Below are 15,693 nucleotides of genomic sequence, written 5' to 3' on the forward strand. Positions count from 1 at the left end.
CGCGACGTCTTTTTCGGTCCCAAGCTGACCACGGATCGCTCCGCTGCCATCCCCGATCTGGCCGGCACCGAGACCTTCACCATCAACGTCACCAAGAACGGCAGCACCACGGCCGTCGCCGTCGACCTCTCGACCGCCGCCTCGATGGCGCTCGACGACATCACCACGGCCATCAACAGCGCCATGACCTCGGCCGGTTTCTCCTCCACCTTCGCCGTCAAGCGCTTCCACGAAACCTCCTACGGCATCGAGGTCGATCCCAAGCGTTCGGGTGAGATCCTGGAATTCACCAGCGCCTCCGACGCCACGGGTGCCGTCTACGTCGCGGGACGGGCCGGCAGCGCCAGCAACGCCATGGGCTTCACCTTGAAGCTCGACGATCTTTCGGCCGCCGACCCCAACCAGGCCTTCTACGAGGTCACCAACACCACCGAGAAATACGACAGCTCCCAGGGCGTCACCGTCAACAGCAAAGGCTACGTCTATACCGTGGGCACCAGCGCCGGTTCGCTCGACAACCAGATCAACGCCGGCGGCAACGACGTCTTTTTGATCAAGCGCGACCACGCCGGCAACGAGGTCTGGACCCAGCACCTGGGCTCGGCCGCCGATTCTTCGGGTTTTGCCGTGGCCGTCGACGGCGACGACAACGTCGTCGTCACCGGCCAGACGGCCAGCCAACTGACCAAGGAGGCCTACGGCGGCCTGATGGACGCCTTCGTCACCCAGTACGACAGCGAGGGCCAGGAGCTGTGGACCCGCCAGGCCTCGCCCAGCGCCGACGACAACGGCCTGGCCATCACCATCGATTCCTCGAACAACATCTACATCTCGGGCCTCAGCAGAGGCATCGTCGGCTCCGGTGAGAGCTACGCCGGAGGCAGCGACGCCTTCGTCACCAAGCTCACCTCCAGCGGCAACCCTGGTCTACGACGAGCAGTTCGGCGACAGCGGCGACGAGATGGCCACGGCCATCACCGTCGACAGCTCGGGCAACGTCTACGTGGTCGGCAGCGACGACGGCAACGGCTTTCTGCGCAAGTACGATTCAAGCGCCACGCCCAACCTTACCTACAACCTCGACCTGGGCTCGCTGGGCAGCGACGGCGCCATCAGCGGCGTGGCCCTGACCTCGGCCGGCGATCTCTATGTTTCCGGCTACACCACCAACGCCGCGCTGGACGCCACCGTCGTCAACGCCCATTCCGGCGGCACCGACGGCTTCGTGCTGAGCATCGACGACCAGACCTCGACGGCGGCGGTCAGCTACGTCACCTATCTCGGCAACGCCGGCCTCGACCGGGCCCATGGCCTGGCCGTCAACACCGCCGACGACAGCTTCTACATCGCCGGCGAAACCGACGGCACCTTCGCCGGCGAATCGAGCTCCAGCGACGTCGACGCCTACATCGCCAAGTTCAACAGCGCCGGTGCGCTGCAATACACCCACCAGTTCGGCGGCGGCTTCGACCACAAGGCCTTCGACATCACTTTCGACAGCACCGGCACCTCGGTGCTCTCGCGGCTGGGGTTGCCGGCCGGCGACATACCGGTGAAAGCATCGACCACGGTGACAGCGCAAACCGGCGTGCGCGCCGATCAGTCCTTCATCCTCGACATCCGCGATGTCGATCACTCGACAATCACCGTCGACCGTACCGATTCGCTGCGCTACCTGGCCTTCAAACTCAACCGCGAGCTGGGCATCTACGGCAAGGCCTACGTCGAGACCGAGGGCGACATCGAACGCCTGGTCATCGAGGCCTTCAACGGCGCCGACATCAGCCTCAAAAAGGGCCCCGACGGCTTCGACGCCCTGGCCGGCCTGGGGTTCAGCGAATCCCGCATCTTCGGCGAAAGCGAAGATACCATCGATACCGCCGAGGCGACGCCTTCGGCTTCGGTCTTCGCCCTGGGCCTGACCAGCGCCACCAACGTGCTGACCGACGACGGCGCCCGCGATGCCATAATCCTCTTGGACAACGCGCTGCGCGAAATCGAGTCGGCCTACCGCTTCCTCACCGTCGGCCCCGAAGAGGACCTGCCCAAGCCGGTGGGCTCGGCGTCGATCTACACGCTCAACAGAATCGCCAACCTGCAATACGCCCTCGACCGCCTGACGGCCAGCCAGCCGACATCGCTGTTTTCCATCTGAGCCTCCCGCAGGAGCGGGATTTCCTGACGAAGTCATCGTTGCCGGCCCCGCCGGCCATGCCCTTTGTGCGAAGACGGGAAATCTCATGAGCCTCGGCGACGTGCCACCCGATTTCCCTCTCCCGCCCGCCCCGACGGCCGCCGTCAAGCTCGCCTCGGCCCGCCAGGCCAGCCTCTACCGCCAGCTCCTGGATAGCGGTCTGCTGGCGCTGGCGGCCCGCGGGCCGCTGGGCGGCAAGGGCGTGGCCGGCATCTTCGGACCTTCTCCGGAGGCCACCGCTCAGCGGCCCGAAGCCAAGCCCGAAACCGCAGAGGCGGGCGAGAGTGGCGACCACGTCGACATTCCCGAGGGTTTCGAACCGGCCACGCGTGAGACGCCCGAGAGCGGCGCCACGCTCTACCGGCGCAGAGGCGGCGGTGCCTGGGCGATGCGCCTGGAGGCCGAACACGCAAACCCCGACGGTCAGGTACCGGGCAGCCTGCTGGTAACGCTGGCCGAACAGGCGCTGCACCAGGAACTCAAGCGCCAGGGCGGCCTGGGCGCGCTAACCACGGTCTCGCTGTCGGCCGACTTCAGCGGCCGGGCCGGCCCCGGCCAGTGGCTCGAAGCCCAGGTCGAGATCCAGAAACCGGGCCCCGGCCTGGCCTTCGCCAGCGCCTACCTGATCGTCGGCAGCCGCCGCCTGACCCGCATCAGCGGGGTTTTCGTTAGCGCCGACGATTGACACCACCCAGCACCGCCACGCCAAACAGGGCATAAATGCCCGCGCCAGAGATTGCAATAAGGGCATTTATGCCCTATTTTCTAAGAATGAAAGGCCGGCAGTTCGTTCGAAAGCTGCGAAAATCCGGAGCCGTGATCGAGACGAAGCGGGGCAAGGGCGGTCACGTACGGGCGACCTGCAAGGGACGGTCGAGCGTGATACCGATGCACGGCGACACCGACCTCGCACCCGAGTTCCTGCGGAGAATCTGCAAGCAACTCGGTCTGGATTGGCGTCGGGTCCTTTGACGGAAGGAGAAGGGATGCGTTATCGAGTTGCACTTGAACAGCTAAGCAACGGAACGGTCATGGCGACGTTTCCCGATGTGCCGGAAGCGGGCACCGTGGGAAACGACGAGGCTCGGGCAATCGAGCGCGCGCCGGATGCCCTGGAGACGGCTCTTGCCATCTATGTCGACGAGCGTCGCGATCTGCCGCGGCCCAAACGACCGCGCAAGGGAGACCGGGTGGTGGCGCTGCCGCCGATGGCCGCGGCCAAGCTGGCGATCTATCAGACCATGCGCGATCAAGGCGTCACGCAAGTGGAGCTAGCCGGCCGCCTCGACTGCGATCCCAAAGATATCCGGCGGCTGCTCGATCTGATGCACAATTCCCGCCTCGACCGTCTCGACCGGGCGCTGGCCGCCTTGGGAAAGCGCTTGTCGATCGAGGTCCGCGACGCAGCCTAGTCCACGGCATCGACAGCCAACGATCGGTAATCCCAGGTGGCCGACCTCACCCCCTATACCTTCGTCGTGGTTCTGCTCGCGCTCTCGGCTGGCGGGGCGGTCAAGGGGATACTGGGCATCGGTTTGCCCATGGTGGCGGTTTCGATCATGGCCACGGTGGTGCCGGTAACCAGTGCCGTGGCCGTGGTCTTCCTGCCGATGATTCTGTCGAACCTCTGGCAGGCCTATGTCGAGGGCTACCACCAGGTGGCGCTCAGGCGCTTCTGGCCGCTGCTGATCGGCCTGGCGGCAGGCACCCTGATCGGCAGCCAGATCCTGGTGCGGGCCGATCCCGACAAGGTGATTCTTTTTCTGGGCCTGGTGGTGATCGGCTTCTGCGCCTCGAGCCTTTTTCAGGAGCGCTTTCGCGTGCCGGCCGCGTGGGAGCGCTGGCTGGCCCCGGTGGTGGGTCTTGGGGCCGGTTTCGTGGGCGGATTTTCTGCTTTCTTCGGGCCCCTGATGGTGATGTACCTGGTGGCGCTCAAGCTCGAACGCGACGAATTCGTGGGCTCGGTGGCCCTGGCTAACTTCGTCGGCGCCGTAGTGCTCTACGGCAGCCTGGCCGGCATGGGACGCCTGGCGCTGCCCGACCTCACCGCCTCGGCCCTGGCGTTGGTGCCCGTTCTCGCATGCATGGAAGTGGGCCGCCGCCTGCGCCGCCGCATCGAGGCCGAAATGTTTCGCCGCGTGTTGCTGCTGGCGTTGCTGGTGATGGGACTCAATCTAGTTCGCCGCGGATTTATGTGACTGGATCCCTTCAGTCGCCGGCCGCTTCGTCCTCCCGCCATAACTTTTTCACTAAGAATTTGCACTATCTCTGTTTTGTAAGTGTAATTTGAAGCAAAATAGTCCGATAACTGTTGAAATTGCCTATCTGCTTCCTCTTCTTCGTCACCATCCTCAGAAGCCTCCTCCACTTCGTCCTCTTCACTTTGATCGTGCTCCTTTTGAGATCGCACAGCAAAGGCAATCAGAACACTTATTGTTGATCGGTTCATTCTTTAGCATGACACAATCCTTCCCGACCACGTTGGGAGCGTGGCGGATATCCAAAAATCATTCGAAACTTCAACGCCTACTAATCGGCGCGTTCTATTGGCCCTCCATTTCTTGGCAATCATACCTACATTTTTCTACCATTGGAACCCTAATAACTCCACGAACCTCTGGTGGCCTGAATTTGGCGTGATGACCGCGGTCGCTAGGCCACTTGGCAAGGGTCTCCGCCATCCAGGCGCGACCGAAAATCCACCCGTAACGCAATAGTTCCCGGTTCGGAAACCGGGTGAATTTGGTCAAATCGTAGAGCTGTCGGGGCCGTGCTTGTTTCGAGGCGCCCCGGGCTCCTCAGGCCTTCGCCGCTTCGCCCTCGTCCCACCAGTCCTTGGGCTTGCACCGCGCACCGAAACCGAGCCTCTTGTCGAGGCGCAACATAAGACCCCGCAAGCGCGTGCCCATGAGGCGGCGATAGAGACGAAAATACCAGCGCGAAAAATCCTTGTTGTAGGGGCAGACGCGCATGCAGATGCCGCAGTCGGTGGAGAGCTTGACCCAGTAGCCGAAGCATTTTTCGCAGTCCGCCGTCCACTTGACGACGCCGGCGATGGCTGAGCGGTTGGGGCCATGCTCGCTGGGCGGGCCGTCGGGGATGGCGCCGGGCGGGCAGGATTCGGCGCAGCGCCGGCAGATGGCGCAAAACTCGCTGACGCCGAAGCGCTTGGGCGCGTCATGGGCCAGGGGCAGGTCGGTGAAGATCTTGGAAAAGCGCACCCGGGGGCCGAACTCCTCGGTGATGGCCATCTGGTTGCGGCCGTATTCACCCAGCCCGGCCTTGATGGCGTAGGGGATGGCCAGCGCCGTGTCGTTCATGTTGGCCACGGCCTCGAAACCCAAATTCCGGATGTACTGCGAGATCTGCATCAGCGAGCCGGCCTCGTGCGAATACTCCTTGCCGGCTGCCGTCGAGGCCAGGGCCGAGGGATAGGCATCGACCAGCGCCTTGTCCATCTGGTAGCCCACCACGATGCAGTTATCGAGACCCGGCGGCAACTCGTTGGGGCGCGTGCCCTTGCCCTGGAAATCGAAGCGGTCGGCGTAGCTCCAGCGTTCGTCGTAGGCGCAAATGCCCACCAGGTCGGCGCCAAAGAGCTTGGCGATGCGCTTGATCTGGCGGCTCATGACCTCGGGCGCCACGGCCTCGGGCCGCATTTCGGCAACCGGGAAGAAAGGCTCCAGCGGATCGAGGAAACCTTCCCGCCGGCCCTCCTTCATGCCGCGGTTGGCGTAGGTGTCGGCCACTACCCAGGAGGCGTTCCTGAGCGCGAAGTCGCGTTGCTGGAAGCCATCGCCGCGGCGCGGCTGGGGCCGGGTGTGGGAGCGGAAGAAATTCTTGGCCTTGTCGGCATCCACCACGTCGTCCCAGCGCGAGCGGCTGAACATGTCGTCGCGCTGGCTGAAGCGGGCGAAATTCTCCGTCACCTCGATGCCGGCGGCCCGGTCGCCGGCCTCTTCGAAGTTCGGCTGGTTAGCCGGCCAGCCGTCAACGGCTAGATTCGGGGGCTTGGGGCTATCGTTCATGCCTGCCAAGAACACCAGGCCGAGCCCCGCGTCAAGGGCTGGGGCAAATTGTTTGATTGACCAACAAACAATAATGTGGTCCTATTTTCGGATAGCCAAATTGCCTCTCCCGGGGCTGGTCTACGGGCTGGATTTCCGCCTCCCCAGGGGACACTATGACGGACCGGCGGAAGCCTGCCCCGCCACCAAAAACACCGCGTCCAGGGAGACCCCTAATGAAAGAGAGCCTCAAGCCCGGCGTCTCGGCCAGCAAGAGCTTCGAGATCGACAAGGACCGCACCATCGACTTCATGGGCGAGGACCTGCGAGTCTACGCCACGCCGATGCTGTTGCGCGACATCGAGCACACCTGCCGCGACCTGATTGTCGAGCATTGCGACGAGGGCAAGGATTCGGTCGGCACCCACGTCGACCTGACCCACTCCGGCGCCACACCACTGGGCATGACGGTCGAGATCAGCGTCACCATCGCCGAAGTCAAGGGGCGCCACGTAACCCTGGAATTCAAGGCCACCGACGACGCCGAGGAGGTTGCCAGCGGCAAACATTCGCGCTTCGTCGTCGACATGGCCAAGACCAAAGAGCGCCTGACCGCCAAGGTCGCGAAAGTGGGAAAATCCTAGACCGAACGGAGCCCGCCATGGTCGACACCGCCGAGAGCGCCACCAGCCGCAAGACCATACCGACCTACTGCAACCAGTGCGTCTCCGGCCCCGACCTGATGCGCATCGAGGTCGAGAACGGTGTCGCCACGCGCATCGAGCCCAACTACGACATCGCCAACGAGCACCCGGGCGGCGGGCGCATCTGCGTCAAGGCCTACGGCATGTTGCAAAAAACCTACAACCCCAACCGCATCGCCCAGCCCATGAAGCGCACCAATCCCAACAAGGGGCGCGACGAGGATCCCGGCTTTGTGCCCATCAGTTGGGACGAGGCGCTGGATACCGTGGCCGGCAAGTTGCGCGACATCCGGGCCAAGGGTTTGCTCGACGAGTCCGGCTTTCCCCGCTTTGCCGCGACCTTTGGCGGCGGTGGCACGCCGACCCAGTTCATGGGCACCTTCCCCGCCTTCCTCAAGGCCTGGGGCGCCACGGATCTGGGTTTCGGAGCCGGCCAGGGCGTCAAGTGCACGCATTCGGAACACCTTTACGGCGAGCTCTGGCACCGCGCCTTCACGGTCGCTCCCGACACCCCCTATTGCGAATACGTCATCGCCTGCGGCGCCAACCTTGAGGCGGCCGCGGGCGTCGTCGGGGTGTGGCGCGAGGCCAACGCCCGGGGCCGCGGCCTCAAGCGCGTCCAGGTCGAGCCTCACCTTTCGGTATCCGGCGCGCTGTCGGCGGAGTGGCTGCCCATCAAGCCCAAGACCGATGCCGCCTTTTTGTTTGCCCTGATCAACCGCATCATCTGCGAGCTCGACTGGCGCCAGGTCTGTGACGTGCCGTTCCTGGAGAACGACACCGTGTCGCCCTACCTGGTAGGCCCCCAGGGCTATTACCTGCGCGATGTGGCCAGCCGCAAGCCGCTGATCTGGGACCTCGAAGACGATCGCGCCAAACCCTTCGACGCCGAGATCGGCAGGCCGGCCATGGAAGGCAGCTTCCGGGCCCAGGGCTTCGAGGAAGGTGCCGACATGGAGGAATGGAGCTACGAAGATGGCGTGGAAGTGAAGCCTGCCTTCCAGATGCTCAAGGATCACGTCTCGGGCTATAGCGCCGATTGGGCGGCCGGCGAATGCGACGTACCGGCGGCGCGCATCCGCCAGGTGGCGGACGAATTCCTGGCCCACGCCCACGTCGGTGAGACCATCGAGATCGAGGGCGAGACGCTGCCCTTCAGGCCCGTCTCCATCGTCTTCGGGCGCAACGTGAATAACGGCTGGGGCGGCTACCACTGCTGCTGGGCGCGCACCATGCTGGCCTGCCTGGTGGGCTCGCTCGAGGTGGTCGGCGGCACGCTGGGCACCACGGTCAAGCTCAATCGGCCGGCCGAGAACCGCCAGCTTTCGGCCACGCCGCACCCCGACGGCATCATGCACTACCCCTTCAACGAGACCACCAAGCAGGGCTGGGCCGCCAAGCCGCACATCCGCAACGCCTACCGCACGCTGGTGCCGCTGGCCAGCGATTCGCCCTGGTCGGCGGCGCTCGGGCCGGCGCATCTGCCTTGGCTGTTTCTCAAGCAACAACCCGAGAACTGGCCGGTTCAGACCAGGCCCGAGATCTGGTTCTGCTACCGCACCAATCCGGCGATCTCGTCCTGGAGCAAGGAAGAGGTGGCCGAGCGCATATCCGAGTTCCCCTACGTCGTGGCTTTTGCCTACACCCCCGACGAGACCAACCACTTCTCCGACATCCTGCTGCCCGAGGCCACCGACCTCGAGGGCCTGCAGCTTATCCGCCTGGGCGGCACCAAGTTCCAGGAGAACTTCTGGCGCTCGCGCGGCTGGGTCTTGCGCCAACCGGTGATCGAGCCGCCGGTCGACTGCATGGACATGACCGACATCTCTACCGAATTGGCGCGCCGCGTCGGCATCCTCGAAGACTACAACGCCGCCATCAATTCCGGCGCCGGCGGCATGCGGCTTCAGGGCGAGGATTTCGACTACAGCCTCGACACCTCAAAGCCCCACGACCGCGAGGAGATCTGGGACGCCGTCTGCAAGGCGGCCAGCCATGACACCTCGGCCGGGCGGGAAGTACATGACCTGGAATGGTTCAAGGAACACGGCTACCACACGGCGCCCTTCCCGCAACTGCAATGGTACCTCTATCCCCACATGAAGGCGGAAGGCCTGCGCTTCGAGATGCCCTACCAGGAACGCATCAAGCGCCACGGCCAGCAGCTCGGGCGCCGCATGCATGAGGTCGGCATCAACTGGTGGGAAAAGCAGATCGAGGAATACGAACCCCTGCCCACCTACGAACGCTTCCCTGACATCTGGCTCGATTACGTGCGCGACGAGGGCGGCGATCCCGACGATTATCCTTTCGTGGCGCTGACCTCGAAGAGCATGCAGTACGCCTGGGGCTCCAATGCCGGCATCCCCTTGATGGCCGAAGCCGCCGGCAACGTGGCCGGCCACAACGGCCTGGTGGTCAACCGCGGCCGAGCCAATGAGCTGGGCATCGACGATGGCGATCCCGTGGTCATCGAATCGGTGGCCGGGCGGACCGAGGGCTATGCCGTGCTGCGCGACGGCATCCGCCCCGACGTGGTGCTGATGATCGGCCAGTTCGAGCATTGGAAGACGCCCATCGCCAAGGACATCGAAATGCCCAGCCTGAACTCGCTGACGCCGCTGTCGCTGAAGCTGACCGATTCCACCGGCTCGGGCTCCGACCACATGCGGGTCAAACTGAGCCGCGGCCAAGGCCGCAACCGGTTCGCCGCATGAGCGCCGCCGCCACACCGGACGCCGCCCTGGCCTCGCGCCGCTGGGGCATGGTCATCGACCTCAACCGCTGCGTCGGCTGCCAGACCTGCACCGTGGCCTGCAAGCTGCAGAACAGTACGCCGCCCGGAGTCCAGTGGCGCCGCGTCATCGACGTCGAACAAGGGCAGTTCCCGGACGTCGAGCGGGTCTTCATGGTGGTCGGCTGCCAGCATTGCGCCGAGCCGACGTGCGTGCCCGTCTGCCCCACCGGCGCCACCCAGCAGCGCGCCGACGGCATCGTCACCATGAACTACGAGCGCTGCATCGGCTGCTCCTATTGCGCCGTCGCCTGCCCCTACCAGGCGCGCATGATCGTGCATCGCCAGGATTGGTATTACGGCGTCGAAACCCTGCAGGAACAGGCCGTGGCCCAGCCCGAGCGCCTGGGTGTCATGACCAAATGCAATTTTTGCCAGGACCGCATCGCCGAGGGCATCGATGCCGGTCTCGCGCCCGGCGTCGACCCGGCGGCGACGCCGGCCTGCGCCGCCGCCTGCATCTCGCAGGCCATCAAGTTCGGCGATTTCAACGACGAGCACAGCCTGGTCTCGCAACTGACGGCCGAGAACAAGACCTTCCAGATGCACGCCGGCCTGGGCACCGAGCCGCAGATCCGCTACCTCTACGACCACGCCATGACGCCCGGCCGCGAGACCGAGGAGCGCGAGTACGACGACATCCGCCTGAGCCAAAGCGGCAACGCGCTGGTCGGCCAACGCCAGAAATTCTGGGACTGGAAAGCGGCCGCCAACTTCATGCTCGGCGGCGCCAGTGCCGGCCTGGTGCTGGCCACTTTCGCGGGCTGGCTGGCGGGCGGCATCCCCGACCCGGTGGTGCCGCTTTTGTACCTGCTGGCAGCCGCCATCATGGCGGTCGGCCTGACCACGCTGTTTTTCAAGACCGGCCGCCCCTTGCGCGCCATGAACGCCATGCTCAGGCCGCAGTCGTCGTGGATGTCGCGCGAGCTCTATGCCGTGCTGGCCTTCTATCCGCTGGTGGCGGCCGAGGTGCTGCCGCTGCTGCACGACCTGCCCTGGCAGCCCAACGCGGTGCTCCATGCCCTGGTCGCCCTGGCGGCGCTCGGTTTCCTCATCGCCCAGGCGCGCATGATGTACATGGCCAAGGGCATCCCGGCCTGGCGGGCACCGCTGCTGCCCTGGCTGCTGATCGCCAGCGGCATCTTCGAAGGCATCGCGGGGCTTGCCATAATCTGGGCGCTGTGGCCCTGGTCGGCGCCCCAAGACGGCATGCACGGCCTGGCCGGCGCCGGCCTGGTTTTCGCCATCGCCACCTTCATCCTCTGGGTCAGCTATCGCCTGAAGGCTCGCGAGGCTGGCGTCGGACCCTTGTCGCGCCAAGACCTGGCGGCCATCACGCCGGCCGTGGTCGGCATCGGCCACATCGTGCCGGCGTTGCTTTTTACGCTGGTGCAAATCATGCCCGGCCTGCCGCCGACCACCTTGTTCCTGGCGGCCGGGTTGACGGCGCTCGCTGGCGGCCTGTTGTGGAAGCACCAGATGATCACCCGCGTCTGCCACCACCAGGGCTACGAGCTGCCCCGGGTGCCGCAGCGCGGCTCGGGCCGGCACGCCGCACCGGTGCGCCTCGAGGCGGCTTGAACCGGAGATCCGAGGTCCCAAATGAGCAAGCGCCAGCAGGCCTGGACCGGCAACGGCATGTTCGCCCCCGAACGCGAGGCCATGCCACGCGCCGATCTCACAGCCTTGCAGCTGGTGCGCTTGCACAAGACACTGACCCGGGCCTACGCCCAAGTGCCCCACTTCAAGACCGCCTTCGATGGCGCCGGCGTGACACCCGACAGCCTGAAGAGCCTCGACGACCTGGTGCGCTTTCCCTTCACCGTCAAGAACGACCTCCGCGACAACTACCCTTGGGGTCTGTTTGCCGTGCCGCGTGACGAGATGGTACGCGTGCACGCCTCGTCGGGCACCACCGGCAAGCCCACCGTGGTGGGCTATACACGTCACGACCTGGCTGTCTGGTCGCACCTCATGGCCCGGGCCCAGGCGGCGGCCGGCGTCGGTCCCGGCGACGTTTTGCACAACGCCTTGGGCTACGGCCTGTTCACCGGCGGGCTGGGCTTTCACGACGGTGGCCAGACCCTGGGAGGCGTCGTCGTGCCGATATCGGGCGGCAATACAGAACGCCAGGTCATGCTGCTCGAGGACCTGGGCGCCACGGCGCTCTTTTCGACGCCCTCTTATGCCCTCAACATCGCCGAGACGGCCGAACGCCTGGGCGTCGATTTGCAGAGCGGGCCGTTGCGCGTCGCCATCTTGGGCGCCGAGCCTTCGACGAGTGCCATGCAGGACGAGGTCGGCCAGCGCCTGGGCCTGGTGCCGCTGGATCATTACGGCCTCTCGGAGATCCTCGGTCCCGGCGTCGCCGCCCAGTGCCTCGAGGGCCGTAATGGCTGCCACGCCTGGGAGGACCACTTCATCTTCGAGATCATCGATCCCGAGAGCGAGCAGCGACTGGCGCCCGGCGAAAAGGGCGAGCTGGTCATCACCACGCTGACCAAGCAGGCGCTGCCCATGGTGCGCTACCGCACCCGCGACATCACCACGCTGTTGGATGAGCCCTGTCCCTGCGGTCGCAGCCACGTGCGCATCGACCGCATCGCCGGGCGCAGCGACGACATGCTGATCATCCGCGGCGTCAACGTCTATCCCTCGCAGATCGAGGCCTTTCTCGTGGGCCTGCCCGACATCGAGCCGCACTATCAACTGGTGGTGCGCCGCGAGGGCGCGCTCGACACCCTGGCGGTCGAGGTCGAAGCCCGGCCCGGCGTGGGCGCCGACGAATACCCCCGCCTGGCCCAGGCGGCCGGGCACCAGATCAAAACTATGGTCGGCGTCACCTGCCATGTCGAGGTTTTGGAGCCCGGCGGCCTGCCGCGTTCCGAAGGCAAGGCGGTGCGGGTGCGCGATCTCAGAATAGGTAAGTGATGAAAACCCTGCTCAGCCTGACCCTCAACGGCCGGGTGCGCGAAGACGCGGTGCCCGAGAACATGCTGCTGCTCGATTACATCCGCGAGGTGGCCGGCATCACCGGCACCAAGTCGGGCTGCGACGGTGGCGAATGCGGCGCCTGCACGGTGCTGATCGAGGGACGCCCGCGCCTGGCCTGCGTCACGCTGGCCCACCAGGTGGCCGGGCGCCGCATCGAGACCATCGAGGCCTTGGCCGAACAGGGCCGCATGTCGGCCCTGCAGCGCAGTTTCCACGAAAAACTCGGCAGCCAGTGCGGCTTCTGCACGCCGGGTATGATCATGGCCGCCGAGGGCCTCTTGCGGCGCAATCCCGAGCCCAGCGAGGCTGACATCCGCCTGGCCCTTTCGGGCAACATCTGCCGCTGCACAGGCTACGTCAAAATCATTGAAGCCGTGCAGGCAGCGGCGGCCGAGCGCCAGCCGGAGCAGGCCGCATGACCCAGGTCACCAAAGAGAGCGACCGCCGCGAATATTGGGATGCCCCGGCCAAGACCATCGGCCAGCGCCTACCACTGGTCGACGGCCCCGAGAAGACCACCGGCCGGGCCGAGTATGCCGCCGACCTGGCCGCCCCCGATGCCCTGGTCGGCCGCATTTATCACAGCCCCGTCAGCCACGCCAATATCGTCGCCGTCGAGACCGCCGCCGCCGCCGCGCTGCCTGGCGTCGTCGCCGTCATCACGGGCGCCGATTGCGACCAGACCCACGGCATCCTGCCCATCGCCATGATCGAATACCCCCTGGCCCGCGAACGCGTGCGCTATCGCGGCGAGCCGGTGGCGGCGGTGGCCGCCATCGACGACGAGACCGCCGACAGGGCGCTCGAGCTGATCGAGTTTCGCTACGAAGAACTGCCGGCCTACTACACGGCCGCCGAGGCCCGGGCACCGGATGCCGTGCAACTGCACGAGAAACGCAAGGGCAACCTCGAACGCCACGTCGAGTTCGAACTCGGCGACACTGCCGCCGGCTTCGCCGCCGCGGCGCAAGTCTGCGAGCTTGATTTCGCGGCGGCTGAGGTCAACCACGCCCAGATGGAGCCCAACGCCGCGCTGGCCGATTGGGACCCCGGCCGCCAGCGCCTGGATCTGCAAACCTCGACCCAGGTGCCCTTCTACGTCCACCTGATGGTGGCGCGCTGCCTGCGGCTCGACAAATCCCAGGTGCGCGTAGTCAAGCCTTACGTCGGCGGCGGTTTCGGCGCCCGTACCGAAACCCTCTATCATGAGCTCATCTGTTCGCTCCTGGCCCGGGCCGCCGGCGGCCGGGTGCGCCTGGTGACCGAGCGCGAGGAGAACTTCATCTGCCATCGCGGCCGGCCCGAAACCCAAACCCGCATGAAGATCGGGCTCTCGAAGGACGGCCTGATCACCGCCGTCGAGTGCGAGGCCGTGCAGCGTGGCGGCGCCTATGCCAGCTACGGCACCGTCACCATCCTTTACGCCGGCTCGTTGCTTTACGGCCTCTACAACCTGCCGGCCGTCAAGTACGAGGGTTTCCGAGTGCTGACCAACACGCCGCCATGCGGCGCCATGCGCGGCCACGGCACGGTGAACACGCGCTTTGCCTTCGAAAGCGTGCTCGACCAGCTGTGTGCGGAGATGGGCCTCGACCCCTTCGAAGTCAGGCGCAAGAACATGATCCAGGCCCCCACCTTCACCGAGAACGACCTCATGGTGAAGTCGTGCGGCCTGCCCGAATGCCTCGAATGGGTCGAGCAGCAATCGGGCTGGAAGGCCAAGAAGGGCGGTCAGTTGGGACCCTGGCGCGGTGTCGGCATGGCGGCCTCGCATTATGTCTCGGGTGCCTCCAAGCCGGTGCATTGGACCGGCGAGCCGCACGCCACGGTCAACCTCAAGCTCGACTTCGACTGCGCCATCACGGTGCTGACGGGGGCCGCCGACATCGGCCAGGGCTCGTCGACCATCCTGGCCCAATGCGTCGCCGAGACGCTGGGGCTGGATCTTTCGCGCATTCGCGTGGTCGCCAACGACAGCACGGTCACGCCCAAGGACAACGGCTCCTACTCATCGCGCGTCAGCTTCATGTGCGGCAACGCCGCCATCGATGCCGCCAACAACCTCAAGGAAATCCTGGTGGCGGCGGCGGCCCAGAAGCTCGAAGCCGAGCCCGGCGACATCGAGGTATTGGGCGAGACTTATCGCGTGGCGCAGAGCCAGGATCCGGGGCTGACTTTCAACGAAGTGGTGATGGCGGCGCTGGAGGAAACCGGCACCATCACCGCCAAGGGAACCTTCGACACCATCCCCGAATCCCACGGCGGCAAGAAGTATCGTGGCGCCGCCATCGGCGGCACCATGGGATTCTCCTATTCGGCCCAGGTTGTCGAGGTCAGCGTCGACCCGGACACCGCCCTGGTCACCGTCGATCGGGTTTGGGTGGCCCAGGACGTGGGTTATGCTCTCAACCCGCTGTCTGTCGAGGGCCAGATCCAGGGTGCTGTGTGGATGGGCATGGGTCAGGCCATGACCGAGGAGACGCACTATCACGAAGGCCTTGCGGTCAGCGGCAACTTCCTCGACTACCGCATTCCCACCATCACCGACACGCCGCCCATCGAGACCCACATCGTCGAGAGCATCGACCCCAACGGCCCCTTCGGTGCCAAGGAAGCCAGCGAGTGCGCGCTTTCGAGTTTCATTCCCGCTTTGGCCAACGCCGTCGCCGATGCCACCGGGGTGAGACCCGAGGAAACGCCAGTGACGCCGGACCGGCTTTTCGAAGCCATGGCCCGCCAGGCACGCCAAAGTGCCCCGGGGACTCAAGCCGCGGAGTAAGCAATATGGACGTGCTACCTGAATTCCGACTGCATCGCCCCACCACCGTCGCCGAGGCCTTGGCTGCGCGCGGCCAGGGCGCCGAGGCGCGATACATCGCCGGCGGTACCGACCTGTTGGCCAACGTACGCCGCGGCCTGACGCCGGCCAGCGCCCTGATCGACCTTTCGGCCATTGCCGAGCTGCGCCAAATCGAGCGCGATGCAGCCGGGCTGCACATC

The 15,693-nt window shown here is 65.6% G+C and carries 15 protein-coding genes and 1 pseudogene; 12 read left to right on the top strand and 4 right to left on the bottom strand.

Annotated features, from left to right (window positions below; all coding sequences use genetic code 11):
- The 3 genes from QGG75_16725 to QGG75_16735 all read right to left on the bottom strand — a co-directional run.
- The coding region (locus QGG75_16725) for a hypothetical protein (GenBank protein ID MDP6068877.1) at positions 1-221 on the bottom strand (221 nt) is incomplete at its 3' end.
- 261 nt (positions 222-482) lie between these two features.
- Positions 483-689 carry a hypothetical protein gene (locus QGG75_16730; protein ID MDP6068878.1) on the bottom strand — a complete coding sequence of 69 codons (207 nt, stop codon included), beginning with the start codon at positions 687-689 and terminating at the stop codon, positions 483-485.
- 6 nt (positions 690-695) lie between these two features.
- Complete coding sequence (locus tag QGG75_16735) at positions 696-824, bottom strand: hypothetical protein (protein MDP6068879.1); 129 nt, start codon at positions 822-824, stop codon at positions 696-698.
- Between the two features lie 38 nt (positions 825-862).
- On the opposite strand from QGG75_16735, the gene QGG75_16740 reads away from it, so the two are divergent.
- The 4 genes from QGG75_16740 (at position 863) to QGG75_16755 (ending at position 4,392) form a co-directional block, all read left to right on the top strand.
- Positions 863-2,155 (top strand): SBBP repeat-containing protein, encoded by a 1,293-nt coding sequence (locus tag QGG75_16740; protein MDP6068880.1) that lies wholly within the window; start codon positions 863-865, stop codon positions 2,153-2,155.
- Positions 2,156-2,240: 85 nt separating this feature from the next.
- Entirely contained in the window at positions 2,241-2,879 is a 639-nt protein-coding gene (locus QGG75_16745) for a hotdog fold domain-containing protein (GenBank protein ID MDP6068881.1), read from the top strand.
- 346 nt (positions 2,880-3,225) lie between these two features.
- Positions 3,226-3,606, top strand: coding sequence for a type II toxin-antitoxin system HicB family antitoxin (locus QGG75_16750; protein ID MDP6068882.1), 381 nt, complete (start codon positions 3,226-3,228; stop codon positions 3,604-3,606).
- A gap of 36 nt (positions 3,607-3,642) precedes the next feature.
- A complete protein-coding gene (locus QGG75_16755; protein MDP6068883.1) occupies positions 3,643-4,392 on the top strand; it encodes a sulfite exporter TauE/SafE family protein in 750 nt (249 codons plus the stop codon).
- A gap of 600 nt (positions 4,393-4,992) precedes the next feature.
- Here the strand turns inward: QGG75_16755 and QGG75_16760 are convergent.
- On the bottom strand, positions 4,993-6,222 hold the full coding sequence (locus QGG75_16760) for a reductive dehalogenase domain-containing protein (protein ID MDP6068884.1): 1,230 nt from the start codon (positions 6,220-6,222) through the stop codon (positions 4,993-4,995).
- A 215-nt stretch (positions 6,223-6,437) separates the two neighbouring features.
- Between QGG75_16760 and QGG75_16765 the strand changes: the two genes are divergently transcribed.
- From QGG75_16765 to QGG75_16800, 8 genes and pseudogenes are all read left to right on the top strand, one after another.
- The gene (locus QGG75_16765) at positions 6,438-6,845 is read left to right on the top strand and encodes a LysR family transcriptional regulator (GenBank protein MDP6068885.1); all 408 of its coding nucleotides are present in this window, start codon (positions 6,438-6,440) and stop codon (positions 6,843-6,845) included.
- A gap of 17 nt (positions 6,846-6,862) precedes the next feature.
- Positions 6,863-9,622, top strand: coding sequence for a molybdopterin-dependent oxidoreductase (locus tag QGG75_16770; GenBank protein MDP6068886.1), 2,760 nt, complete (start codon positions 6,863-6,865; stop codon positions 9,620-9,622).
- Positions 9,619-10,290, top strand: a pseudogene (locus QGG75_16775) (4Fe-4S dicluster domain-containing protein). Before QGG75_16770 ends, QGG75_16775 begins: the two are co-directional and overlap by 4 nt.
- Before the next feature lie 6 nt (positions 10,291-10,296).
- Complete coding sequence (locus tag QGG75_16780; GenBank protein ID MDP6068887.1) at positions 10,297-11,280, top strand: dimethyl sulfoxide reductase anchor subunit; 984 nt, start codon at positions 10,297-10,299, stop codon at positions 11,278-11,280.
- A gap of 21 nt (positions 11,281-11,301) precedes the next feature.
- A complete protein-coding gene (locus tag QGG75_16785; GenBank protein MDP6068888.1) occupies positions 11,302-12,630 on the top strand; it encodes a phenylacetate--CoA ligase in 1,329 nt (442 codons plus the stop codon).
- Positions 12,630-13,112 carry a 4-hydroxybenzoyl-CoA reductase subunit gamma gene (hcrC, locus tag QGG75_16790; protein ID MDP6068889.1) on the top strand — a complete coding sequence of 161 codons (483 nt, stop codon included), beginning with the start codon at positions 12,630-12,632 and terminating at the stop codon, positions 13,110-13,112. Before QGG75_16785 ends, hcrC begins: the two co-directional genes overlap by 1 nt.
- The gene (gene hcrA / locus QGG75_16795) at positions 13,109-15,472 is read left to right on the top strand and encodes a 4-hydroxybenzoyl-CoA reductase subunit alpha (GenBank protein ID MDP6068890.1); all 2,364 of its coding nucleotides are present in this window, start codon (positions 13,109-13,111) and stop codon (positions 15,470-15,472) included. The genes hcrC and hcrA overlap by 4 nt, the downstream gene beginning before the upstream one ends.
- A 5-nt stretch (positions 15,473-15,477) precedes the next feature.
- Positions 15,478-15,693 (top strand): FAD binding domain-containing protein (locus tag QGG75_16800; GenBank protein ID MDP6068891.1); only part of this gene is annotated, 216 nt, incomplete at its 3' end.

Source organism: Alphaproteobacteria bacterium (assembly GCA_030740435.1).
GTDB lineage: Bacteria > Pseudomonadota > Alphaproteobacteria > UBA2966 > UBA2966.

Bases quoted from the DNA above. Each gene is read 5' to 3' on its own strand.
- QGG75_16760 (MDP6068884.1), bottom strand. From the start codon at position 6,222: ATGAACGATAGCCCCAAGCCCCCGAATCTAGCCGTTGACGGCTGGCCG.
- QGG75_16765 (MDP6068885.1), top strand. From the start codon at position 6,438: ATGAAAGAGAGCCTCAAGCCCGGCGTCTCGGCCAGCAAGAGCTTCGAG.
- QGG75_16770 (MDP6068886.1), top strand. From the start codon at position 6,863: ATGGTCGACACCGCCGAGAGCGCCACCAGCCGCAAGACCATACCGACC.
- hcrA (MDP6068890.1), top strand. From the start codon at position 13,109: ATGACCCAGGTCACCAAAGAGAGCGACCGCCGCGAATATTGGGATGCC.
- QGG75_16785 (MDP6068888.1), top strand. From the start codon at position 11,302: ATGAGCAAGCGCCAGCAGGCCTGGACCGGCAACGGCATGTTCGCCCCC.
- QGG75_16735 (MDP6068879.1), bottom strand. From the start codon at position 824: ATGTTGTTCGAGGAATCGATGGTGATGGCCAGGCCGTTGTCGTCGGCG.
- QGG75_16750 (MDP6068882.1), top strand. From the start codon at position 3,226: ATGGCGACGTTTCCCGATGTGCCGGAAGCGGGCACCGTGGGAAACGAC.
- QGG75_16745 (MDP6068881.1), top strand. From the start codon at position 2,241: ATGAGCCTCGGCGACGTGCCACCCGATTTCCCTCTCCCGCCCGCCCCG.
- QGG75_16780 (MDP6068887.1), top strand. From the start codon at position 10,297: ATGACGCCCGGCCGCGAGACCGAGGAGCGCGAGTACGACGACATCCGC.
- hcrC (MDP6068889.1), top strand. From the start codon at position 12,630: ATGAAAACCCTGCTCAGCCTGACCCTCAACGGCCGGGTGCGCGAAGAC.